Raw genomic sequence first — 23,344 nt, forward strand, 5'->3', positions numbered from 1 at the left:
AACCGTGAGCGGCGCGCAACGCTTGGCGGGACACCTTGCGGTCCGTGACGGTGGCCAGCCTCGTCGAGTCGCTTGAGCCCGGCATTCCCGAACGGAACCGACGCCTTCTGTCTCCTGGTCGCGAATCCGGCCGAGACGGGGCCGGGAACGAGCCCGGCACAGTCTCGAAAGCCGCCTCGGCCTCAGATGTGCTTGCGACTGTTGAGCATCTGTTCTCCTGCTTCGATGTAGGCGGCGAAGAGGTCGGTGACATCGCGGAGGCGCTGTGCGGCACCGTCATCCTCGGTGAGCGACTGCGCGGCACGCAGGGTGCGGATGAACGCGCGGGAACGTTCGTGGCTCGCGGACAACAGTTGCTCGAACCCGCCGGCAGCCTCGACCAGCAGGCGGCGGCTTCCGGACTGGGCGATCGTTCGAGCCAAACCCCAGGAGACCAGCTCTCGTATCGACGAGCTCACGGCCCCCGCGCTGAGGCCGAGGTTGGCGCGGAGCTCCTCGGAGGTGGACGGCGTGCCGCGCAGCAGCAGGTACCCGTACACCCGACCCGTGGCCCTGGACAGGTTCCACGACGCCAGCGTGTCACCCATCGCGTTGCTGAACTGCTGCTGCTCCTCGTCGATCACCCGATGCTCCTTTGTTCACGAGGATCATCGAACCGCCACTGCTCCAACACGTGCAAGAGCGCTCGCGTGGTCGCTTCGGGGGCGTCAAGGGTGACGATGTGACCAGCGTCGGGGATGACATGTTCCTGAACGCCTTCCGCCCGTGCCCACAGCGGCATGGCCTTGGCGATGTTGCCCGTGCCGTCCTGGGCGCCCCGGATCAACCCCAGGGGAACGGGTGTGCGGTAAGCCGGGTCGGGTGAGACCAGCGAGACCGTCGCACGCCAGACGTCCAGGAAGGTGTGCTTGGGCATGCGTGCGAAGACTGATTCGGTCTGCGCGACGGCACCGGGTGAAACAGCGGATGCGCGTGCCATGATGCCGGGTAGCTTGGCGGCCGGGATCAGGCCGAGCATGGGTGCGGCCATGCGGAGGCCGAGACGCTCGATCCTGCTCAGCGGACCCGCGTTCCAGGTGGAGTCGACGACGATCAGACCGCCGACCCGCTCAGCGTGCTCTCGGACGAACGCCTGGGAGAGGTTGCCGCCGAGCGAATGACCCACCAGCACGGGGCGTTCGAGCCCGAGCTCGTCCAACACAGCGGTCAGATCCGCAAGCGCATCAGCGGCCGAGAAGTGCGCGCCCGGGTGCAGCTCGGACTCACCGTGACCCCGCATGTCCCACAGGACCGTGCGGTAGCCCGCCCGTTCAACAGCATCCGCCTGGGCCTCGAACATCGTGTGGTCCATGCCGGCGCCATGGGTGAACACCACCCCTGGGCCACCTCCGCCTCGTTCGACGAAGCGGATCTCTGCGCCTGGGCGAGGCAGCCCGTCCCGTAGTTTCACCATTCTCTGAATATAGTGATAACTCTGCTCGGCCGCCACCCGGCGCAGGGGACGTGCGTTCGTCAGCGCGTCGCGGCCAGCAGTTCCCGATGGCGAAGCGGTTGCTGATCGAGCACTACGACGGTGATGGCGAGAACGTGTGGAGCCCAAGGGGTGGCCGACCGCGCTCGGCGAGGTGCGGGAGTTCACGCCGCCGCCGCGAAACGGGGCTGAAGACGGCACTGGACTGTCAGGTACGGCGTACCTGACAGTCCAGTGTGGACGGTTACTTGTGCGTCGGTCCGAACGCGACGGTCAGCACCTTCGGGTCACCCGCGTGCACCGCGCCGCTGAAGTCCTTGCCGGTGGGGGCGACGTCGTCGTACGGGAAGGCGTAGCCGCGGTTGTCCGGCAGCTTGCTGTGGACGATCCGGGCGTAGTGGTTGGTCCTCGGCTTCTGGTAGAACTTCGCGGCGTCCTCGCCCTGCGGCTGGTCGGCGTTGTCCAGCAACGTGGTCCGGTTCAGCGCGGCGGCGAGCCTGGGGATGATGCTCTTGCGGATCTCCGTAGCACCCTGGTCGATCTTGAAGGGGCCGGTGTCGCAGCTGAGCACGTCCGCGGTGCTCGGCTTGCCGAAGGAGTCCCCGCTGCTGAAGGTGAACCGGCCGCCGGAGACCTTGCCGGTGACCTTGCCGAGCGCCCCGTTCTGCGAGTCGATCGTCAGCGTGGCGCCCTCGTACTTCTTCCACACCTCGTCGATGTAGCCCTCCAGGTAGCCCTGGAACTCAGCGGCCTTGTAGTGCGCGCTGACCACGCGCAGCGGCCTGCCGTCCGGGCCGGTCTGGATCAGCTGGTCCCACTTGGTGCCCTCGGAAGCCGCCTGGGCCTTGAGCTCCTGGGCGATCGAGTCCAGCGCGCCGCCGGGCAGTCCGGCCACCTTCTGCTCCTGGCCGCCCAGCGTGGTCAGGGAGATCCCGATCGGGATGGAGACGAAGTCGACGTAGCTGATGTTGGCGTAGAGCTCGCGGTCGTTGAAGGTGAACTCGGCGAAGCTCCAGTTGCGCTTGTAGTTCGCGTCGCTGGTGTTGAGGAAGCTCGGCGAGACGAGCGCGGGACCGGAGGGCCCCGGGTTGACGAAGAAGTCGAGCTTGGAGTCGGTGACGATGTAGGCGCGGGCCCCCTTCATCCTGGGGACCTCGATCTCCTTGGTGGAACCGCTCGCGCCCAACGGGATCGCGCAGTCCTCGCCGAGTGGCGTGCCCTCCTGCGAGGGGTTCGGCGGGAAGTACGAGGAGCCGTCGGGCCGCACCACGATCAGCTTTCCGGGTTCCTCGATGGTGGTGCCGATGACGTAGGCGTAGGCGCTGCCCGCGCCGGAGTTGTTGACCAGGCGCAACGTGAACTTCTCCGGAACGGCGGCCGCCCTCGACACGGCCCCGGTCGCGGCGTTGGCCACGGCGTTGGTCAGCAACGGTGTCGCGGCGGCGGCCGCGGACAGGGCGAAGAGCCTTCTTCGGGATATCACAGGGTGTTCCTCCAGAGTCCGAGGCTTCGTTGCCCCTCGCTGTGGCGGCGTTGTGAGAACGCTCTCATGGCCGTTCCGGGGCGTCAACCCGACCAAGGTCGGATGGCTGGAACCGGACAACAGTCCACTGTGGACAAGCCTCGGCATGGCATAGTGATCTTTGGGGACGACGGGTGAGGAGAGCACGTGTTCGAGCGCATCCTGCGGCTGGTGGACGAGGTTCCGGAGTTCGACCGGTTCCTCGGCGTTGACGACCTTCTCGCCGGGATCGGCGCCGTCGCCGAACGGCACGGCGACTGTGCGGCCCTCCGCCGGATCGGCACCTCGCGGCTCGGCGAGCCCCTGTGGTCGCTGACCGTGGCGGGCGGGCCGAAGCAGGCGGTGGTCTTCGCCGCCGTGCACCCCAACGAGCCCGTCGGCGGGCTGACCGCGCTGCACCTGGCGCGGACCCTCGCCGCCGACGCGGCGCTGCGCGAGGAGCTCGGCTACACCTGGCACATCATCCCGTGCGTCGATCCCGACGGGACGCGGCTGAACGAGGGCTGGTTCGAACCGCCGCTGACCATGCGCAAGTACGGGCGCAACTTCTACCGCCCCGCGGGCAAGGAGCAGGTGGAGTGGTCGTTTCCCTTGGCGTACAAGGGAGTCTTCTTCGACGCGGTGATCCCCGAGACCGTCGCGCTGATGCGGGTGTTCGACGAGACGCGGCCGGACTTCATGTGCTCGCTGCACAACGCGGAGTACGGCGGCGTGTACTACTACGTCGACTCGACCACGCCCGAGCTGTCCCGGCGGCTGGCCGCCATCCCGGAGCACCTGGGGCTTCCGCTGCACACGGGCGAGAACGAGGCGCCGTACATGGAGGAGCTGTCACCCGGCGTGTACCGGGGGCTCAACGCCCGGCAGAGCATCGACTACCTGGAGTCCATCGGCGTCGATCACACCGATCGCGACGCCGGTGACTCCAGCGGGTCCTATGTGGAGCGGTACGGAACCCGTTACCTGGTCAGCGAAGTGCCGTACTGGGCCAACGATGACGCCAACGACACGACCCCGCTGGAGATCTCCTACGCGGTCCTGCTGCGCGAGAGAGCGAAGGACCTCCTGGAGGCCGACCGCGTCCTGTCCGGTCTGCTGGCGTCCGTCGAGAGCGACCTGGCCGCGCGGTCTCCCTACCTCCGTGCGCTCCGGGCGTTCCTGCCAGGACTCGCCAAGCAGGCGGAGATCGCCTCGGCCGCCGCCGACGTTCCCGGCGGGGACCGTCCTGCCGTTGTCTCGGAGCGCTTCCACTCCGCTGAGGTGCTCCAGTCCGTGCGGATGCGCTACGGCGGCATGCTTCTGTCCACACTGGACGGTGAGCTCGCGATCGGCAACGGAACCCCGGCGATCCGTTCCGCGCACGCGAGGCTGACCGAGGTCTTCGAGCGGTGGGCCGACATCGCCGAGGCGGAGGTGCCCGCGACCACCATCCCGATCCGCAAGCTCGTCGCGACGCAGTTCGGCGCGATCCTCGGCTCGGTGAGCCTGCCCGCCGAGGGCTGAGGCCGACGCGGGTTTCGTAACGGTACCGTATCGAAACGTGTCGCACGGGTGGCCAAGACCGGGGCACCGGCTGGTGGAATCGCTCTGCTGAGGAGCGGGACACCACGAGCCGGGAGTACGCATGGACGGGTACGGCTGGGCGCACAGGGTGCTCGACGACGTCGTCCTCGGTGAGCGGGCGGCCCGTGACATCCGGTACTACGTCGAGACCCGGGCCGGCAGGCGGTACGAGCGGCTGGACGAGGGCACGGGGCTCGGGGAGGACGCCGACGCCTTCACCGCGGCCGACGTCGTGGCGACGATGGCGCTGAGCCTGCCGTGGCACGGGTACTCCGCGCTGTCGCACCTGAACGCCTGCCTCGACAACCTCAACGCGATGCTCGCCGAGGTCCCGCACACGCCGATGCACGAGGCCGACGCGGCGGACTACGCCCCGGACGGTCCCGCCGACCGGATGTGGCAGGCGTTGACCGACCTAGACGGCATCACCCCGGTGATCGCGGGGAAGCTGCTCGCCAGGAAACGCCCGCACCACGTTCCCGTCCACGACCGGCTGGTGCTGGGAGTCCTGGGGCAGCCGGAGGACCTGTGGCTGTGCCTGCACTCGTGGTTCGCCGCCGACCCTGCGCGGGCTGCCGGGGTTGCCGAGGTGCGTGAGCGCTCCGGGCTGTGTGCGGCCAGCAGCCTGCTCCGCTGCGTGGACATCGCGCTGTGGATGTACGGAAAACGACTAGCACCTGTCCTGCAAGTCGTCCCGATGCCCTGAGCTGGCGCCGCCCCCGTGCCCCGGTGTGCGCGCGGGCTGGCTGGCGTGGCCGGGGTTTTCGCGTTATGTAGCCTTATTGCGCAAAAGAGCGCTCCCATTTCGCATCAAGGTGACAAAACGCGAAAAGAAGGGCGTGCGCGGGGGTGAGGGTGTCAGGGGGTGGTGAGGTGGTGTTACCACTTGCAGGACACGACGGTTAGGGTCTGCGCCGTTGGTCGCTTTCCGGGGGGAAATCCGTGACAGCCTCTCTGCTGCTGGCGTTGGTCGCGCTCGCACTCGTGGACAGCACGAGCTTCGGCACGCTCGGCATCCCGGTCTACCTGTTGCTCGCGCTCAAGGAACGCCCCGTCCTGCGGATGGCGGTCTACCTCGCCACCGTCTCGGTGTTCTACTTCGCCGTCGGTGTCGGACTGATGCTCGGCCTGAGCACTGTGTTCGACCAGGTCGGCCAGGTGTTGCAGGGGCGGACCTGGTACTGGGTCGAGGCCGTTGTCGGTGTCGCGATGTTCGTCGTGAGCTTCTGGTTCGACCCGAAACGCCGCAAGCCCAAGCCGCCCCGCCCACCCAAGGTCGGCGCGGGGACGGGGTCGATGGTCGCGCTCGGAGTCACCGCCGCGCTCGTCGAGGTGGCGACGATGGTGCCGTACCTGGCCGCGGTCGGGATGATGACCTCGGCGGGCCTCACGCCCGTGGAGTGGGTGCCGATCCTGGCGGGCTACGTGATCGTGATGATCGTGCCGGCGCTGCTGCTGCTCGTGGTCCGGGCATTCGCGTGGACCTGGTTGCGGCCCAAGCTGGAGCGGGTCAACGCCTGGATCACCAAGAACAAGACCGAGGCGATCGGGTGGGCACTGGGCATCGTGGGATTCCTGCTGGCACGGGACGGTATCGCGAACTTGTTCTTCAAGTAGCGTGGCTCGGTGCACAACAACTCCGCCGCCGATGTCTTCGGCAACCTGGTGCAGGCTCGGGACATCCATGGTGACGTCCACCTGCACCAGGGTTCGGCGACTGGTGCACGGCAACGACTTCAGCAGGCGTTGCGCGCCGCGACCGTCGCGGTCGGCGCCGGGCACGGCGTCGCGGTCGCGCCGGGGACCGTGCTCACCTGCGCGCGTCTCGTCGGTCAGGACGGCGACGGTCTGGTGCTGGTGGAGCGGGAGACCTCGGCGCTCGCCTGTGTGTCCCCGGCGGTCGTTCCCGGTGACGAGCTGGTCCGCCTCGACTCTGTGCCCGGATCGCCGGTGCTGAACTGGCGCACCGGCGGCGTGTGCGCGCTCAACGGTGCGGACGGCAAGCCGGTCCCGGTGCCCGCGACGGAGGTCGGCAGGGAGCACCGCGACTGGCTGGACCTGCTGGACACCGAGCAGATCAGCGCCGGTGGCTGGCGGCACCTGCGCCCGGCGCTGCGCGGTTACCTCGACGCCGTCCGCAAGGCCGACCGCGACCACCCGTACCCGAGCGTCCGGCACGCCGCGCCGCCGCTGTCGAAGATCTACCTCACCCGGCAGGCGACGAAGCAGGCCGACGAGACCGAGCACGAGGCGCTGGAGCGGGTGGACGCCGACAGCCTCCTGGAGCGCCACCCCGGTGTGCAGGTGCTCGGGTACCCGGGGGCGGGGAAGTCGAGCCTGGTCCGGCACATCGCGGCCACGACGGCGGCGAGCTGGCTGGACTCGCACGAGGGGTCGTTCGTGCCGGTCCCGATCACCGCCGACGTGCTCAGCCGGGACCGCACGCTGCCGGACGCGCTCGCCGACGGTGTCGTCAGAGGCCTGAGCCTCGGGCTGGACCGAGCGGCGCTGGTGGAGCTGTTCCGGGCCGAGCCGCTGCCGGGCGTGCCGTGGCTGGTGCTCGTCGACGGGCTCGACGAGGTGCTCGAACCGGCGGCGCGGCACACCGTGCTGCGCAAGGTCGCCGACCACCGCGAGGACCCCGCCTACCGGTTCCTGGTCACCAGCCGCCCACTGGACGACCGCGGTTTCGCCAGCGTCAACCGGACCCAGTTCCCGACGTACGTGATCGAGCCGTTCAGCGACGCGGAGCTGCACACCTTCGTCGTGGGGTGGCTCGCGGCGAGGGAGCTCGCCGAACCCGAGCGCGCCGCGACGGACTTCGTCGCGCGGGTCCGGCGCACGAAGCTCCACGAGCTGGCCCACGTCCCGCTCATCTCCACCATGTTGTGCCTGCTGTTCGCGGAGAAACCCGACGCGGACCTGCCGGACAACCAGTCGCAGCTCTATCGGGAGTTCGTGTCCTGGCTGGTGGTGAAGCTCCGCGAGGCCGACGCGCGCGTGCAGCTGCGCCGCAGGGTCGCGCCGTACGGTCCGACCGCGGAGTCCGCCGCCGACGCGTTGCTCGACCGCATCCAGGACCTGTTCCAGGACATCGCTTTCGGGCACCAGCGGCTCGGCGACGGCGATCGTGACCTGTCGCTGATCGAGCACGCGCTGGCGTGGCGCGGAGTGGACCCGCCGGAGAGCGTGCCCCCGCAGGAGTGGGCGGAGGTCATCGCCGACGCGCTGCGGATCAGCGGCCTGCTGGTCCAGCGGCGCGAGGACTGGCGGTTCCTGCACCAGACCGTCGAGGAGTACTTCGCGGCCTGTCACCTCGCAGCACGGCATCCCGACCCGCGGGCGTGGTCGAGCAGGAAACTCCTCGCGCCGCAACGGGAATGGCCGTGGCCGCACCTGGAAGTCATGACCTTCCTCGCGGCCCGATGGGTGGAGAGCGGCAAGGACGTCAGCCGCAAGCTCGGCAGGCTGCTCGGCTGGCGGCACCGGGAGCACAACATCGGCTTCATCGCCCAGCTCGTGCGGCACGGGGTCGCCGTGGACCCGAGGATCCTGCGCCGCACGGTCACGCTGCTCACCAAGGTCGTGTCCACTCCGGACACTCCGAGCAAGCAGTGGCACGACCACGTCGGCTGGTTGTGGGACATCGACTCCGAGCTCGCGGCGCGTGAGGTGGAGCGCGTCACGTTCGGCGACGCGCCGCGGCCCCGCCGTTTCGAGGCGGCCCGGTTCCTGCTCAACTCAGATCCCGTCAACGGCCCCGTGGTGACGCGGCGTTTCATCGAGGACACCAAGACCGACCGGACGGCCCGGCTGTCCCTCGGCAAGCAGCTCACCACGGTCAACCGGACGCGGGCCGCCGAGCTGTTCGCGAAGGTGGCGCGGGACAGCCTGGACGGTGAGATCCGGATGCAGGCGGCGGAGATCCTGCTGGACATCCACCTCGACCTCGGCCTGGACACCTTCGTCGCGCTCGCCGAAGACCCTCGGCTCGCCACGGGCAGCCGTTTCGAGGCCGCACGGATCGTGGTGGAGCTCGGCGACGACCGGGAACGCGGGTACGGCGTGATGTCCGGCCTGCTGTCGTCGGTCACCGACGGCGAGATCTGGTCCAAGGCCGCCGCCGTGCTGGCCGGTCTGGACCAGCAGCGCGCGCACGCACTCCTGACCGCGATCGTGGACGACGACTCGCACGAAGCGGTTCAGCGAGGTCACGCCGCGCACTTCCTGGTGGACCAGTTCGGCGAAAGCCCCCAGCTGCTCGTCCGGCTCGCGGTCGGCGACGGTCCGCTGAGCCGTGAGCAACGGGTGGCGGTGGCACTGCGGCGGGGCGTGGAGCAGCAGGACGCCGCCCAGATCCTGACCACTGTCGCTGATGGCTGCCAGCCCAAGGACCCGTACCTGTTCACGGTGCTGGAATATCTGCTCCGGTTCGACACCGGAGCCGGGGTCAAGCGCCTGACCGCGATGGCGAACAGTCTCCACCAGTCCGACGCGGACCGTCTGCGAGCCATCAACGCACTCCGGTCGCAGGTGTCGAAGTCGACGATGATCTCCCTTTACGAGCAGCTCGCCCAGACCGCCGCAGAGCCGGGCACCAGGTTCACGGCCGCTCGCGGGGCGATCCAGCGGGGAAGCGTCAGCATCGCCGCCACGCTTCGCAGGCTCGTCGACGAGCCGCGCCTGCGCGGTGAGGACCGGCTGGAAGCCGCGCTGCTTTTGAGGCGAGTGAAGGGTCGCGAAGGGGACGACGCGCTGGAATCGTTGGCGTGTAACAGAAAGCTTCGCGACCAGGTTCGGCTCGACGCGGCCGTGGCGCTGAACAAGAGCCGCCGTCGTGCCGGTCGGTCCGTGTTGCGCGGGATCGCGACCGACTCCAGCGTGTCCGCTTCGGTCCGCCGCCGGGCGGCCGAGCTGGCGGACAAGTGAGCCTTCGCTCGCGCCCGTTCTCCTGACGGGTCGTCCGGGAAATCGGGACAAAACGCTCGCGGGGGCCGAATTCCCGCTCCCTCCGCTGCGTCGTTCGGCTGACCGCCCTTGTCCCCGCTCGTGTGCCGAGAGTAAGAATTTGAACACTCCATACGGTATACAATCTACAACCACGCGGGTCGTGGGGGCGGGAGCACTGGTCATGACCAGCCCGGAACTGATCTCCGGCGGACACCTCGTCGCCAAGGCACTCAAGGCCGAGGGCATCGACACGATCTACACGCTGTGCGGCGGGCACATCATCGACATCTACGACGGCTGCGTCGACGAGGGCATCGAGGTCATCGACGTCCGGCACGAGCAGGTCGCCGCGCACGCCGCCGACGCCCACGCGCGGGTCACCGGGCGGCCCGGCTGCGCCGTGGTGACGGCGGGGCCCGGCACCACCGACGCGGTCACCGGCGTGGCCAACGCCTTCCGCGCGGAGAGCCCCATGCTGCTGATCGGCGGCCAAGGAGCGTTGAGCCAGCACAAGATGGGCTCACTCCAGGACCTGCCGCACGTGGACATGATGGCGCCGATCACCAAGTTCTCCGCCACCGTCCCGGACACCGCGCGCGTCGCCGACATGGTGTCCATGGCTTTCCGCGAGTGCTACCACGGCGCGCCGGGCCCGGCCTTCCTGGAGATCCCGCGCGACGTCCTCGACGCGAAGGTGCCGGTGGCCGACGCGCGGGTGCCGAGCGCGGGCCGCTACCGCGCGTCGACCCGCAACGGCGGCGACCCGGCCGACGTCGAGCGGCTGGCGGATCTGCTTGTGCGGTCGAAGAAACCGGCGATCCTGTTGGGCGGCCAGGTGTGGACGACCAGGGCGACGGAGTCGGCGCGGGAGCTGGTGCGCGAGCTGAACGTGCCCGCGTACATGAACGGCGCGGGGCGGGGCACGTTGCCGCCGGGCGACCCGCACCACTTCCAGCTCTCCCGCCGCCACGCCTTCGCCAACGCCGACCTGATCATCATCGTCGGGACTCCTTTCGACTTCCGGATGGGTTACGGCAAAAGACTTTCCGCCGACGCGACCGTCGTGCAGATCGACCTCGACTACCGCACGGTCGGCAAGAACCGCGACATCGACCTCGGCATCGTCGGCGACGCGGACCTGGTGCTGGCCTCGGTGGCGCGGGCCGCGTCAGGGCGGATCGACAACGGCGCGGTCGGCCGCAAGGCGTGGCTGGAGGAGCTGCGCGCGGTGGAGGAGCAGGCGCTGGCCAAGAGGCTGCCGCAGGTGCACTCCGACGCCGCGCCCATCCACCCTTACCGGCTGGTGCACGAGATCAACGAGTTCCTCACCGAGGACTCGGTCTACATCGGCGACGGCGGAGACATCGTCACCTTCTCCGGTCAGGTGGTCCAGCCGAAGTCGCCGGGGCACTGGATGGACCCCGGCCCGCTCGGCACGCTCGGCGTCGGAGTCCCGTTCGTGCTCGCCACCAAGCACGCCCGGCCGGACAAGGAGGTCGTCGCGCTCTTCGGTGACGGCGCGTTCAGCCTGACCGGCTGGGACTTCGAGACGCTGGTGCGCTTCGACCTGCCCTTCGTCGGCATCGTCGGCAACAACTCCTCGATGAACCAGATCCGCTACGGGCAGGCCCGCAAGTACGGCACCGGCCGGGAACGGGTGGGCAACACCCTCGGCGACGTCCGCTACGACGAGTTCGCCCGGATGCTCGGCGGCTACGGCGAGGAGGTCCGGGAGGCCGCCGACATCGGTCCCGCGCTGCGCCGAGCCCGCGACTCCGGCAAGCCGTCGTTGATCAACGTCTGGGTCGACCCGGACGCCTACGCGCCGGGAACGATGAACCAGACGATGTACAAGTAGCCCATTTCGCTTGTCCCACAAAGCTTTCACGGGAGGACCGTCCATGTCGAAAGCGCTGGAGGGCATTCGTGTCCTCGACATGACCCACGTCCAGTCGGGGCCGTCGGCGACGCAGGTGCTCGCCTGGCTGGGCGCCGACGTGATCAAGCTGGAGGCGCCCGGCCGCGGCGACATCACCCGGGGCCAGCTCAGGGATCTGCCCTCTGTGGACAGTCTCTACTTCACCATGCTCAACTCCAACAAGCGCAGCATCACCCTCGACATGAAAAGCGAGCGGGGAAAGGAGATTTTCACCAGGCTCGTCCGGGACGCCGATGTGCTGGTGGAGAACTTCGGCCCAGGAGTGGTCGACCGCTTCGGCTTCCCGTGGGAGCGCCTGGCCGAGCTGAACCCCCGGCTCGTCTACGCCTCCATCAAGGGCTTCGGCGAGGGCCGCTACGCGCACTTCAAGGCCTACGAGGTCGTCGCGCAGGCCATGGGCGGTTCGATGAGCACGACCGGTTTCGATGACGGCCCGCCCACCGCGACCGGCGCCCAGATCGGGGACTCCGGAACAGGAATCCACCTGGTGGCGGCGATCCTGGCCGCGCTGTACCAGCGCGTCGGCACCGGGCGCGGCCAGCGGGTCCAGGTCGCGATGCAGGAGGCCGTGCTCAACCTGTGCCGGGTGAAGCTGCGCGACCAGCAGCGGCTGGCGCACGGACCGCTGGCGGAGTACCCGAACGAGGTCTTCGGCGCGGAGGTGCCGCGCTCCGGCAACGCCTCCGGCGGCGGGCAGCCGGGGTGGGCGCTGCGCTGCGCGCCCGGCGGCCCCAACGACTACATCTACGTGATCATCCAGCCGCCGGGCTGGCGCCAGGTCGCCGAGCTGATCGGCCGGCCGGAGCTGGCGCAGGACCCGGCGTGGAGCACCCCGGAGGCTCGGCTGTCCAAGTTGGACAAGATGTTCGCCCTCATCGAGGAGTGGACCGAGAAGCACTCCAAGTGGGAGGTCATGGACGCGCTCAACGCCCGTGGTGTCCCGTGCGGGCCGATCCTGTCCACGAAGGAGCTCCTGGAGGACGAGACCCTTGCCGAGCTCGGTGCCGTGGTCGAGGTGGACCACCCGGAGCGGGGCAGGTTCAAGACCGTGGGCTGCCCGCTGCGGCTGTCCGACTCGCCCGTGGAGGTCGAGCGGTCGCCGCTGCTCGGTGAGCACAACGACGAGGTGCTCACCGAGCTCGGATACACCCGTGAACAGCTCGCCGACCTGCGCGCGGCCGGCGTGATCTGACGACAGGGAGACGACGAACCCATGCCTGACACAACGGGACCGGACCGCGAGGCGGTCCGGCTGATCCTGGAGAAGGTCCGCGCGGAGGGCAGGACCTCGCTGACCGCCCCGGAGGGACGAGCGGTCTGCACCGCCTACGGCATCCCGACGCCGGAGGAGGGACTCGCGGGCTCGCCGGAGGAGGCGGTGCGGCTGGCGGAGCGGATCGGGCTGCCGGTGGTGCTGAAGATCGTCTCGCCGGACATCCTGCACAAGACCGAGGCAGGCGGAGTCCTTGTCGGGCTCACCACGGCGGAGCAGGTGGCGGACGGCTATCGCACGATCGTGTCGAATGCCTTGCGGTACAACGAGAACGCCCAGGTGCTCGGCGTCCAGGTGCAACGGATGCTTGAGGAGGGGCAGGAGGTGATCATCGGCGCTGCCACCGACCCCACCTTCGGCAAGATCGTGGCATTCGGGCTGGGCGGCGTGCTCGTCGAGGTGCTCAAGGACGTCACGTTCCGGCTGGCCCCGACCACCACCGCCGAGGCGAGGTCGATGGTCGAGGGCATCGCCGCCGCGGAGGTCCTGCGCGGCGTCCGCGGCGCGGAACCGGTGGACGCCGAGGCGCTCGCCCTGCTGATCCACCGGGTGGCCGAGCTGGTCACCGACTTCCCGCAGCTGGCCGAGATCGACCTCAACCCGGTGCTGGCCACCCCGGCGGGAGCGACGGCGGTGGACGTGCGCGTGGTGGTCGACGATCGGGCGGCCGTCGAGCCGGTCCGCCTGTCCCAGGAGGAGATCCTGGCCTCGATGAACCGCATCATGCGGCCCACGGCCATCGCGGTGATCGGCGCGTCCTCGGAGCCGGGGAAGATCGGCAACTCGGTGATGCGGAACCTGGTGGACGGCGGCTACCGCGGCGACATCCACCCGATCAACCCGAAGGCGACGGAGATCCTGGACCGCAAGGCCTTCGCCAGCATCGCCGACGTGCCGGGCGAGGTCGACGTCGCGGTGTTCGCCATCCCGGCGAAGCTCGTTCCCCGCGCGCTGGAGGAAGCGGGGGCCAAGGGGGTGGCCGGGGCGATCCTGATCCCGTCCGGGTTCGGCGAGACCGGCGACCACGAGCTCCAGGACGAGGTCGTTTCCATTGCGCGCAAACACAACGTGCGTGTCCTCGGGCCCAACATCTACGGCTACTACTACACGCCGGAGCGGCTGTCCGCGACCTTCTGCACCCCGTACGACGTCCAGGGCGGTGTCGCGCTGTCCTCGCAGAGCGGCGGCATCGGCATGGCGATCCTCGGCTTCAGCCGCTCGTCGGGCATGGGGGTCTCCGCAATCGTTGGCGTCGGCAACAAGGCCGACATCGACGAGGACGACCTGCTCACCTTCTTCGAGGCCGACCACAACACCCAGCTGGTCGCGATGCACCTGGAGGACTTGAAGGACGGCCGGTCCTTCGCCGAGACCGCGAAGCGGGTCTCCCGAACCAAACCGGTGGTCGTGCTCAAGGCGGGCCGGACCGCCCAGGGCGCCAAGGCGGCCAGCTCGCACACCGGCGCGCTGGCCGGTGACGACAAGGTCTACGACGACATCCTCCGGCAGAGCGGGGTGATCCGGGCGCCCGGCCTCAACGACATGCTGGAGTACGCCCGAGGCCTGCCGCTGCTGCCGACCCCGCGCGGGGAGAACGTCGTGATCATCACGGGCGCCGGTGGCTCCGGGGTGCTGCTGTCGGACGCCTGCGTGGACAACGGGTTGCGGCTGATGGCCATACCGTCCGATTTGGACGAAGCCTTCCGCGCCTTCATCCCGCCCTTCGGCGCGGCGGGCAACCCCGTCGACATCACCGGGGGAGAGCCGCCGTCGACCTATCGCGACACCATCGCGCTGGCGCTGCGCGACGAGCGGGTGCACGCGCTGGTCCTGGGCTACTGGCACACGATCGTCACCCCGCCGATGGTCTTCGCCGAGCTGGTGACCGAGGTCGTCGAGGAGTACCGCGCCAAGGGCGTGCACAAGCCGGTTGTGGCATCGCTGGCCGGGGACGTGGAGGTCGAACGGGCCAGCGATCACTTGTACCGCAACGGAATCGTCGCCCATCCGTACACCACCGAGAAACCGGTCGCGGTCCTGGGCGCCAAGTACCGGTGGGCTCGCGCGGCCGGGTTGGTGCCCGGGTAGCCGCCCGGCCGCCGCCTGCCACACATCAGGGGAGTTCGTCGACGCTGACGAAATGAGGCAGTAGTCATGACCACCACAGCGCAGCGGTATCGGGAGATCATCGACCACAACGGCAGGACCTACCGTGTCGGCGAGAGCCCGCACGACATCATGGGCAGATCGCGGAGCTGGATGGTCTGGCTCCCCTGGGTGGCCATGATGGCGGTGAGCGTCTTCGAGTACGGCTGGGGAGCCGTGACCGGGACGCTGAAGGCGAGATACGGATGGTCGCTCGACGACGTGTTCTGGCTCGCCAGCGTCTGGGCCGTCTTCCAGGCAGGGGTCGCCTTCCCAGCGGGCAGGCTCCGGGAGAAGGGGGTCATCTCCGCCAGGACGGCGATGCTGCTGGGCGCGGTGTGCTGCGGGATCGGGTACTTCACGTTGGCGCACAGCGGAAACCTGCTGCTGGCCTTCCTGGGCTACGCCGTGCTCGGCGGCACCGGCGCCGGCCTGGTCTACGCCACCTGCATCAACATGGTCGGCAAGTGGTACCCGGAGAAGCGAGGTGCCAGAACGGGTTTCGTCAACGGCGGCTTCGCCTACGGCGCAGTGCCGTTCATCTACGTCTTCAGCGTCCTGCTCAGCCCGGCGAACTACTCGCTGGTGCTCGACCTCATCGGCGGCTACATGCTGGTCGTCGTCGCGGTCTGCGGGCTGCTGTTCGCCGACCCGCCGAAGAACTGGTGGCCCGAGCACGTCGATCCCACGGTCTGGGCGCGCAACCGCAAGGTCAACACCAGCCTGGCCAAGAACCCGCCTGCCGTCCGGCAGTTCACGCCGATGGAGGCGATCCGCACCGGGATGCTGCCGTTGATGTGGGCGTGCCTGGTGATCATCGGCGGGGTGTCGCTGTTCGGCATCAACTTCCAGGTGCCCTTCGCCGAGGAGAGCGGCTTCGGCCCGTTCGTCGCAGCGTCCTCGGCGGGGGTGCTGTCGGTGGTCAACGGCACCGGGCGGGCGGTGGTGGGTTGGGTGTCCGACCGGATCGGCCGCAGGCAGACGCTCACCGCGGTGCTGGTGATCGCCGGTCTCGCGCAGTTCGGGGTGCTCTACTCAGGACAGACCCGCGACCTGTGGCTGTTCATGTTCTTCGCGTTCCTCAGCGGCTTCGGCGGCGGCGCCTTCTACCCGCTGTTCGCCTCGCTGGTCCCGGACTACTTCGGGGAGAACAACAACGCCTCCAACTACGGCCTGGTCTACAGCGCCAAGCTGGTCGGCGGGATCGGCGGCGGCGGGCTCGCCGCCGCCGTGGTCAGCGCATGGGGCTACGCGGGCGCGTACACGCTCGCCGGCGGGATCGCGCTGCTGTCGGCCGTGCTGACCCTGTTCCTGCGCCAGCCCGGCCGGCTGCCCGTCAGTCGTCAGCCTGTTCCCGGTACGTCCGACGAGTCCGCTCGGTGTGCTCCGTCATGAGCCGGGCCGCGGTGTCGGCGTCGTTGGCGGCGAGTGACTCGATCAGCTCGGCGTGCTCGTTCCAGGCGTCGTGCCCGCGCGGCTGCGCGATCGGCGTGTAGTACCAGCGAACCCTGCGCTCGACCAACCCGATCAGCTCCGCCAGCACGGCGTTGCCGGACAGGTGCGTGATGAAGGCGTGCAACGACGCGTTGGCCGTGACGAGGCGATCCACGTCCTCGGCGGCCAGCGCGTCGACGCCGTCGCGGTGCAGCTCCCACAGCCGCTCCACGTCCTGCGGGGTGACACGCTCGGCGGCCAGTCGCGCGGAGTGGGCCTCCAGCACCGCGCGGACGCTGAGCAGCTGGTCCGCCTCCTCGTCGGTGGGCTGGTGCACGAAGGCGCCCTGGGCGGGGCGCAGGTCCACCCAGCCCTCGTTGTGCAGGCGCTGCAACGCCTCCCGGACCGGTTGCCTGCTGACCCCGAGGTACTCGGCGAGCTCGACCTCGACCAGGTGCTGGCCCGGGGCCAGGGTGCGGTTGACGATGAGGTCCATCAGCGCCTCGTAGACGACCTGCCGCAGCGGGGCGGGCCGCTCAACGCGTTTGGCCGCGGCGGCGCTGAGCGGTGTGCGGCGGGCCCTGGCGGGCTGACTCATCGGGCACCTCATTCGACGGCGTTCCCCCAGAATGTAGTCAGGATACAGGTTTTGGTATGCAAAGTGCAGGCCGCGTCCCGGAGCACGGGCGGGGCACGCGGCGGCGTCACGATCAGGCCACGGCGTGGCGCAGACGTCGATCTGGGGTCGAACTCCCCGCGCAGCGCCCAGAAAGTGATCGCGGCGAGCCCGACGAGGCCCCCTCGGGTGCGGCGGGATGAGCCTGATGGCCGTCCAGTAGCCAAGGAAACCGATGTCGGTGGCCCAACGGGTAAGTCGCCTCCTGCACGTCATACCACCACTCGCCACCCCCCTGGCCCCCTCACCCCCTGGCCCCCTCCCCCCCTCCCCCTCATTTCGCGTTTTGTAGGCTTAATGCGAAATGAGAGCGCTCTTTTGCGCATTAACGCTACAAAACGCGAAAACTCGATCACGCCAGTCCACGCGCACACGGGGGCGCTGCCGTCTTGGGGCATCGGGACGACGTGCGGGACAGGCGCTAGGCGTGGTGCGCTCCGGTGAGGGAGAGCACCACGACCCCGGCGATGATGAGCGCGATGCCGCTCACCGAGGCCAGGGTGAGGGACTCCCCGTAGACCAGCGCGGCGATGATGGCGACCGCCGCGGTGCCCACGCCGGACCAGATGGCGTAGACGGTGCCGACGTTGAGCGAGCGCAGCGCGACCGTCATCAGCGCGAACGCCCCGGCGTAGCCCGCGATGACCAGCAGCAGCGGAAGCAGCCGGACCTCGCGGGACAGTGCCCGCAGGGTGAGTGTGGCCACCGTCTCCAGTGCCACCGCGCTCCCGAGCGCGAGCCAGGCGATCATGGTGCCTCCCTGTCGATCAACGAGAACAGCAGCTCGAACACGCGGGGATGCAGGTCCGGTCAGGGCGGTGCGAGACCCGCCAGCGACCGCCCGTCCACGGCCCGCTGGACCAGTGTCGCCGTCGCCGGGGTCTCCAGCCGCCGCTGCCAGCGCTGGTACATCCCACGCAGGGGCTCCACCAGCGCTGCGGTGAACAGCGCGGTCATGAGCCGGTCGCCGTCACCGCGCCACTCGCGGCCGACAGGTAGACGCGTGTCGCGGCCCTCGGCTGGCCGGACGCGGCGGCCAGCGCCGGTTCGAGCGCGTTCTTGGTACGGAAATGGTGGAGCACCACGTCGGCGGCAGCTTCCAGCGGGCGGGTAGGTCACCCCGCTGCTGTGCCGTTCTCCGCGGCCCAGAGCGCGGCGGCGCGAACCCCGAGCACCAGGGGGACCGAGCCGTCGTCCCGCAGCCTCGGCGGCAGGCCCGGCGCGGTCAGCAGGTCCGCTCCCGCGCCGAGCTGGGCGCCCAACGCGGCCAGGTCCAGCTCGACCAAGACCTGCGCCGAGGTGTAGAGCCGTTCCGCCCCAACGGGTTTGCGGCCCCGGACCCGCTCGCTGTCCACGGACAGCAGGGTCAGCCCGAAGAACTCCGGCTTGGCTCCGCGCTCCATCCACCTGCCGAAACCGAGCACGTGCGTGGTGAGCAGCTCCTCCGGCCGGAGTCCGGTCTCCTCCAGCAGCTCCCGCTCCATCGCGGCGCGGACGATCTCGGTCAGGTCGGTCCTGTCCTCGGCGTCCTTCGGCTCCAAGGTGCCGCTTCCCGCGGGCGCGAGCAGCAGCGGGCTCGCGGAGTTCCGCGCCGACTGCACCGTGGCGAGCAGGAACCCGTCGGTGGTGACGGCGATGGTGCTGACCCCGACCAGGTCGGCAAGGGTGCTGGCGGACAACGGCCGGACGCGGCCGGAGGAGTCGACCAGCTCGTGCCGCCGCAGGTCGTGCTCGACGCCGGTCGCCGTCTCCGTGATGCGCAGGGAGCAGACCTCGTTGGAGCACTGTCCGTCGAAGAACCGCGCTCGGTGCAGCCGTACGGCGCCGGGCCCGGTTCCGGTCGCGGGCAGCGGTTCTCCGTGCATACCAAGGACATTTCCGTTGAACACCAGCCGTCCACGGCTCTGTAGCGGTAACACGTGCGGGGCGGTGGCCCGCAACCGCGCGGGAAGCCGATACGGCTCCTCGTCGATCTCCACGGTGAACCGCCTGCCCTGGAGCGCCTTGTCCATCTCGGCGCTCAGCATCACCGTGCCCCGGTTGGGAATGTGCAGGTAGTGCGCGTCCGGGTACGCCAGCGGCGGCGGGAGCTCCTCGCAGGGGAACGGCGCCGCGATGGTGGAGAAGTCGTAGGCCGACCACCGGGCGCGCAGCAGCCGGACATCGCGGATCAGCGTGATTGTGCCCAGCGCCAAGGCGATCACCGACAACGCCAGCCCCAACGCGCTCGGCAGCAACGTGACCACACCGAGCACGACGCCCAACGCGGACACGAGGACCGGCCACTCCCGGGAGAGCAGGAAGGCCAGGTAGTCCGTTCTCGTCCGGGTGCGGCTGAGCAACTTGGGCACGCGGGCTCCCGTCGCGCTAGTGGATCAAGTGGTCGTTCACTGTAGGGCCCCGGTGACCTGGCGTGGTCGGATTGTGGTGATCCCGCCGCACGGTCTTTGTGGACGAAACGAGAGGATGGCGCGCATGGGCGATCTCGAAGAGTGGCTCTCGAAGCCCGCCGTGCGCTTATCAGCCGTCCGCGACACCGCCTTCGGGGTCGTCGCAGTGTGCGAGCTGCTGATCATCACGTGGCCGACGGCCCCTCGGGTGCTGACGTGGTTGACCGGCCAGTCCGCCGAGTGGTGGGGCGCGGTCGGGAACTGGGTGGGCGCGGTCGCGACCACCGCCGCCGTCGTTGCCGCGCTGTGGATCGCGCGGCGCGACGGCAGGGTTCGCGTGGCGGAGCGAGCCGATCGGGACAAGGCGCAGGCTCGGTTGCTCGTGAGCGTCATGGCCAACCGCGGGGACTTCGTGACGGTGAAGGTGGAGAACCACAGCCAAGCACCGTTGTTCGACATCACCCTGACCAACGTCGAGCCCGCGCTCGCGTGGCGCTACGGTCCGTCGACGGTCCAGTCGCCGAGACAGGGCATCCTCAAGGCGGGCGAGCACTTCCAGCGCAACATCGAGCTGCTCAACGGTTCCGGTGAGCCCCAGCGCGTTCCCGGCGGCGACTACAGCTTCACCTTCGAGTTCGTCGACAGCGCGGGACTGCGCTGGAGCAGACGCGACAACGACGAGCCCCGGCGCGTCCTGCCGGTCACCACTGGTTGATGTGCGGGCGGGCTTGAAACCGCCGCCCGTGTAGTGCGCGGTCGGGATCAGCGCCCCGGTGCGACCTCGCGCTCGTGGACCAGGTGCAGCGTCGTCCACGCCGTGCCGAGACCGCGCTCGCGGGCCGCGAGCATGTAGCTCCACGCGGCGGGCAGCAGCGAACCCCACATCCCGGCCTGGTTGCCGCCGGGCAGCCGCGCTGAGCCGGTGCGCAGGCAGGGGATCACCAGCACCGGCACCTGGCCCATCACGTCGGCCAGGTGCGCGACGCTGGAGTGCACCCGCCGCTGCACCTTCGACCGGGTGGGGTCGTCGGCGTGCAGCCTGCCCGCGGCGCCGGGTGAGTCGAGGTACTGGTGGCAGGCGCGCCGCTCGGCGTCGGTGATCACCACGAAGTGCCAGCGCTGTGAGTTGGAGCCGCTCGGCGCCTGCAACGCGATCTCCAGGCTCTCCCGGACCAGGCCGAGGTCCACCGGGCGCCCCAGGTCCAGCCTGCGGCGCACGGATCGCGTCGTCGTCAGCACGTCGTCTGCGGAAAGCCGCTGGTAGCTCATTGTTCCGGGAACTGCCCACACTCGGGCGGAATGATGTTGTCGGACCCCTTGTCTACCTTCCCTGTAGCTGATCTGAACACAGACTTCAGGAGGGGGAAGGTCTCATGGGACGCAGAGTGGCCACAGCGTTGTCCGCGTTGGTGTCCGCGTTGCTGCTCGGGGTTGGTCTGCTCGCGGCACCGGCCGCGGCGAGCCCGGCGCACGGGGTGTGGACGGGCACGTGGTCCACCGCGATGCAGCGGGCCACGGCCGGGTTCGCGCCGAACTGGTCGGAGAAGGGCTTCGACAACCACACCGTGCGACAGGTGGTGCGGAGCAGCGTGGGCGGCGCGGTGGCACGCGTGCGGCTGTCCAACCACTTCGGCACGAAACCCCTGCGCGTCACCAGCGCCACCGTCGCGCGCACGGCCGAAGGGGCTGCTGTGCGGCCAGGGTCGTTGCGCCCCTTGACTTTCCGGTTCTCGCGCTCGGTTGTGATCCCCGCGGGCGGCGAGCTCGTCAGCGATCCGGCTCCGTTTCCGGTGGCGCCGCTGGAGCGACTGACGGTGACCCTGTACCTGGCCGAGCCGACCGGACCCGCGTCGCTGCACCTGTTCGGTACGGCGACCAGCTTCCGCGCGACCGGCGACCACGTCGCCGACCTCGGCGCGGCGGCGTTCACCGAGACCTCGACGTCCTGGTACTACCTGGCCGGGGTCGAGGTGACCGGCCTCCCGCCGCGGCGGGAGGCGGTGGTCACCTTCGGCGATTCCATCACCGAAGGGGCGGGCGCGACCATGGGCGCGTTCACCACCTACCCGGACCAGTTGGCGCAACGCCTTGCCACGGCGGGGGTTCGGCGCGGTGTGCTGAACACGGGCATCGGCGGCAACCGGGTGCTCAACGACTCGCCGTGCATGGGGGAGAAGGCGGGCACCCGGTTCCAGCGGGACGTGCTCGACCAGCCGGGGGTGCGCACCGTGATCGTGCTGGAGGGCATCAACGACATCGGGATGAGCGAGGTCCCCGCTCAGCCCTGCGTGCTGCCGAATCCCCGGGTCACCGCCGCCGAGCTGATCGCGGGCCACCACGACCTCGTGAAGCGGGCGCACGCGAGAGGGATCCGGGTGGTCGGCGCGACGCTGCTGCCGTTCAAGGGAGCCTTCTACTTCACCGAGCGCGGTGAGGCCGTCCGCGACGAGGTCAACAACTGGATCCGCACCTCGGGCGTGTACGACTCGGTGCTCGACCTGGACCGCGTGATGGCCGAGCCGAACGACCCGGACACGTTGCGGGCCGCCTACGACAGTGGCGACCGGCTGCACCCCAACGACGCGGGATACCGCGCGATGGCCGCCGCGGTGGACCTGGCCACGCTGTAGTTCGTCGCTGTCCGTAGTGCTCGCGTCCCGGGTTGGACTGATCGGGGCGCGAGCGCGCGGGCGTCGGGGCATTGCTCGGGATGCGATTTTCCGGCGCATTCCAGGACTATCACACTGTCGTGATTTTTCGCTAGAGAAGTTATTTGCTCACCCTGATGGCCCCTTGGCGGCATCTCCGTTTTCCCGGTTAACTTGCGGTCTTGTTTCCGACTGATGAACGGAGATTTCGGAGTGGTCCTGTCCGGTTATGTCCGTCGTAAGCTGGAATAATGACTACTTGTCCGTATGGTCCGTGACAAGGCAGTTGCCGCTGTTTGATTATGGGTGCTGATGCGCCGGGGAACGCGCTGATCGGGTTCCCCGGTGCACAAAGTTTCTCGCCGGGTGTGCTGTGTTTCGCGCACTCGGCGAGTTTCATCGGTCACTCCGGGGTAGCGCCGGAATTCTTTTCGTTGACTTCGCGTAGCGCGGGCACAATGTGCGCGAGCGCGTCGCGCAGAAGATCCGTGAGCGACCCTTGCGGGACGACGAGAGGCGACTGCGGCGCCGGGTGCAGCCAGCGTTCGACCGCCACGCGAACGGCCGCCGACACCGCCGCCGCGAGCACCGTCACCGCGAGGGTGTCGGTGCTGCCGGTGCGGGCCGCGATCGCCGCCGCGAGCGGCTGTTCGATCGCGGTCACCGTGGTGACGAACTCCGCTCGCAGCGTCGGTGCGGATGTGATCAGCGCGAGTGCGTCGCCCGTCGGCTCGCCGCCCGCGCCGTACTGTTCCAGCCCAGCGCCGTACTGCTCCAGCACCGCCTCGACGACCGCTTCGGCCAGTGGCTCGTCGGCAGGGCGGGCCCGGACGGCCGCTCCGATGCGCAGTGCGCGTTCGGCCGCGATCGCGGCGACGATCGCCTGCTCCCGGCTGGAGAAGTAGTTGTTGTAGGTCCTCGGTGACACGCCGGCGGCCTCGGCGATGTCGTCGACCCGCACGTTCTCCGGGCCGTGCTCCAGCGCGAGGCGCAAGGCCGCCGCGCTGAGGGCCTCGCGGGTGGCGATCTTCTTGCGCTCGCGCAGCCCGCCGCTCTCGTTCGCGCTCATGGCGCCAGCCTACCGCCTCGCTCTGCGCGCACGCATTTTTGCGCGCACGCAAGTTTGTGTACGCTGCGGTTGGCACTCTCGGCGTGGGAGTGCCAACTCGGTGGCCGGCGCCGGTGGTGCAACGCCGTCGCGGGCGTCGGTGCCGGCCACCCCGGCACGCAGGGAGAGGACCAGGGACATGGCGAAGCTGATCGCGTTCGACGAACAAGCCCGTCGCGGTCTCGAGCGGGGCATGAACACCCTCGCCGACGCCGTCAAGGTGAC

At 69.5% G+C, this 23,344-nt stretch carries 19 protein-coding genes and 1 pseudogene; 10 read left to right on the top strand and 10 right to left on the bottom strand.

Annotated features, from left to right (window positions below):
- Nucleotides 1–182 precede the first annotated feature (182 nt).
- The 3 genes from ACFFQA_RS06770 to ACFFQA_RS06780 form a co-directional block, all read right to left on the bottom strand.
- A complete protein-coding gene (locus tag ACFFQA_RS06770; protein WP_377850777.1) occupies nt 183–623 on the bottom strand; it encodes a GbsR/MarR family transcriptional regulator in 441 nt (146 codons plus the stop codon).
- Complete coding sequence (locus ACFFQA_RS06775) at nt 620–1,489, bottom strand: alpha/beta fold hydrolase (protein WP_377850778.1); 870 nt, start codon at nt 1,487–1,489, stop codon at nt 620–622. Before ACFFQA_RS06775 ends, ACFFQA_RS06770 begins: the two co-directional genes overlap by 4 nt.
- A 226-nt stretch (nt 1,490–1,715) precedes the next feature.
- A complete protein-coding gene (locus ACFFQA_RS06780; protein WP_377850779.1) occupies nt 1,716–2,954 on the bottom strand; it encodes a glycoside hydrolase family 64 protein in 1,239 nt (412 codons plus the stop codon).
- 186 nt (nt 2,955–3,140) lie between these two features.
- Between ACFFQA_RS06780 and ACFFQA_RS06785 the strand changes: the two genes are divergently transcribed.
- The 8 genes from ACFFQA_RS06785 (at nt 3,141) to ACFFQA_RS06820 (ending at nt 16,258) form a co-directional block, all read left to right on the top strand.
- Nucleotides 3,141–4,496 (top strand): M14 family zinc carboxypeptidase, encoded by a 1,356-nt coding sequence (locus ACFFQA_RS06785; protein WP_377850780.1) that lies wholly within the window; start codon nt 3,141–3,143, stop codon nt 4,494–4,496.
- A 121-nt stretch (nt 4,497–4,617) separates the two neighbouring features.
- Entirely contained in the window at nt 4,618–5,262 is a 645-nt protein-coding gene (locus ACFFQA_RS06790) for a DUF6308 family protein (protein ID WP_377850781.1), read from the top strand.
- 236 nt (nt 5,263–5,498) lie between these two features.
- Nucleotides 5,499–6,173, top strand: coding sequence for a GAP family protein (locus ACFFQA_RS06795; RefSeq protein WP_377850782.1), 675 nt, complete (start codon nt 5,499–5,501; stop codon nt 6,171–6,173).
- A 9-nt stretch (nt 6,174–6,182) separates the two neighbouring features.
- Nucleotides 6,183–9,485 (top strand): NACHT domain-containing protein, encoded by a 3,303-nt coding sequence (locus tag ACFFQA_RS06800; RefSeq protein ID WP_377850783.1) that lies wholly within the window; start codon nt 6,183–6,185, stop codon nt 9,483–9,485.
- Nucleotides 9,486–9,687: 202 nt separating this feature from the next.
- A complete protein-coding gene (locus ACFFQA_RS06805; RefSeq protein ID WP_377850784.1) occupies nt 9,688–11,364 on the top strand; it encodes a thiamine pyrophosphate-binding protein in 1,677 nt (558 codons plus the stop codon).
- Between the two features lie 43 nt (nt 11,365–11,407).
- Nucleotides 11,408–12,637, top strand: coding sequence for a formyl-CoA transferase (frc, locus tag ACFFQA_RS06810; protein WP_377850785.1), 1,230 nt, complete (start codon nt 11,408–11,410; stop codon nt 12,635–12,637).
- Between the two features lie 21 nt (nt 12,638–12,658).
- On the top strand, nt 12,659–14,806 hold the full coding sequence (locus ACFFQA_RS06815; RefSeq protein WP_377850786.1) for an acetate--CoA ligase family protein: 2,148 nt from the start codon (nt 12,659–12,661) through the stop codon (nt 14,804–14,806).
- Nucleotides 14,807–14,872: 66 nt separating this feature from the next.
- Nucleotides 14,873–16,258 carry an OFA family MFS transporter gene (locus ACFFQA_RS06820; protein WP_377850787.1) on the top strand — a complete coding sequence of 462 codons (1,386 nt, stop codon included), beginning with the start codon at nt 14,873–14,875 and terminating at the stop codon, nt 16,256–16,258.
- Here the strand turns inward: ACFFQA_RS06820 and ACFFQA_RS06825 are convergent.
- The 5 genes from ACFFQA_RS06825 to ACFFQA_RS06845 form a co-directional block, all read right to left on the bottom strand.
- Nucleotides 16,200–16,895: a GntR family transcriptional regulator gene (locus ACFFQA_RS06825; protein ID WP_377850788.1), complete on the bottom strand. Its 696-nt coding sequence runs from the start codon at nt 16,893–16,895 to the stop codon at nt 16,200–16,202. The two genes, ACFFQA_RS06820 and ACFFQA_RS06825, sit on opposite strands and share 59 nt — an antisense overlap.
- 499 nt (nt 16,896–17,394) lie before the next feature.
- On the bottom strand, nt 17,395–17,724 hold the full coding sequence (locus ACFFQA_RS06830) for a DMT family transporter (RefSeq protein ID WP_377850789.1): 330 nt from the start codon (nt 17,722–17,724) through the stop codon (nt 17,395–17,397).
- 59 nt (nt 17,725–17,783) lie between these two features.
- The gene (locus tag ACFFQA_RS06835) at nt 17,784–17,930 is read right to left on the bottom strand and encodes a hypothetical protein (RefSeq protein ID WP_377850790.1); all 147 of its coding nucleotides are present in this window, start codon (nt 17,928–17,930) and stop codon (nt 17,784–17,786) included.
- Nucleotides 17,927–18,058, bottom strand: coding sequence for a hypothetical protein (locus ACFFQA_RS06840; protein ID WP_377850791.1), 132 nt, complete (start codon nt 18,056–18,058; stop codon nt 17,927–17,929). Before ACFFQA_RS06840 ends, ACFFQA_RS06835 begins: the two co-directional genes overlap by 4 nt.
- A gap of 30 nt (nt 18,059–18,088) precedes the next feature.
- Nucleotides 18,089–19,324, bottom strand: coding sequence for an NUDIX hydrolase (locus tag ACFFQA_RS06845; RefSeq protein WP_377850792.1), 1,236 nt, complete (start codon nt 19,322–19,324; stop codon nt 18,089–18,091).
- Nucleotides 19,325–19,448: 124 nt separating this feature from the next.
- On the opposite strand from ACFFQA_RS06845, the gene ACFFQA_RS06850 reads away from it, so the two are divergent.
- Complete coding sequence (locus tag ACFFQA_RS06850; RefSeq protein WP_377850807.1) at nt 19,449–20,078, top strand: hypothetical protein; 630 nt, start codon at nt 19,449–19,451, stop codon at nt 20,076–20,078.
- 6 nt (nt 20,079–20,084) lie between these two features.
- Here ACFFQA_RS06850 and ACFFQA_RS06855 read toward each other — a convergent pair.
- A pseudogene (locus tag ACFFQA_RS06855) lies at nt 20,085–20,632 on the bottom strand (nitroreductase family protein); the annotation flags it as partial.
- A gap of 104 nt (nt 20,633–20,736) precedes the next feature.
- On the opposite strand from ACFFQA_RS06855, the gene ACFFQA_RS06860 reads away from it, so the two are divergent.
- Complete coding sequence (locus ACFFQA_RS06860; RefSeq protein ID WP_377850793.1) at nt 20,737–21,993, top strand: SGNH/GDSL hydrolase family protein; 1,257 nt, start codon at nt 20,737–20,739, stop codon at nt 21,991–21,993.
- A 421-nt stretch (nt 21,994–22,414) separates the two neighbouring features.
- Here the strand turns inward: ACFFQA_RS06860 and ACFFQA_RS06865 are convergent, their stop codons facing one another.
- Nucleotides 22,415–23,080, bottom strand: a complete 666-nt coding sequence (locus ACFFQA_RS06865) for a TetR/AcrR family transcriptional regulator (protein WP_377850794.1) — start codon at nt 23,078–23,080, stop codon at nt 22,415–22,417.
- Nucleotides 23,081–23,344: the final 264 nt, after the last annotated feature.

The sequence above is a fragment of the Allokutzneria oryzae genome (assembly GCF_042429765.1).
In the GTDB taxonomy this organism is placed as follows: domain Bacteria; phylum Actinomycetota; class Actinomycetes; order Mycobacteriales; family Pseudonocardiaceae; genus Allokutzneria; species Allokutzneria oryzae.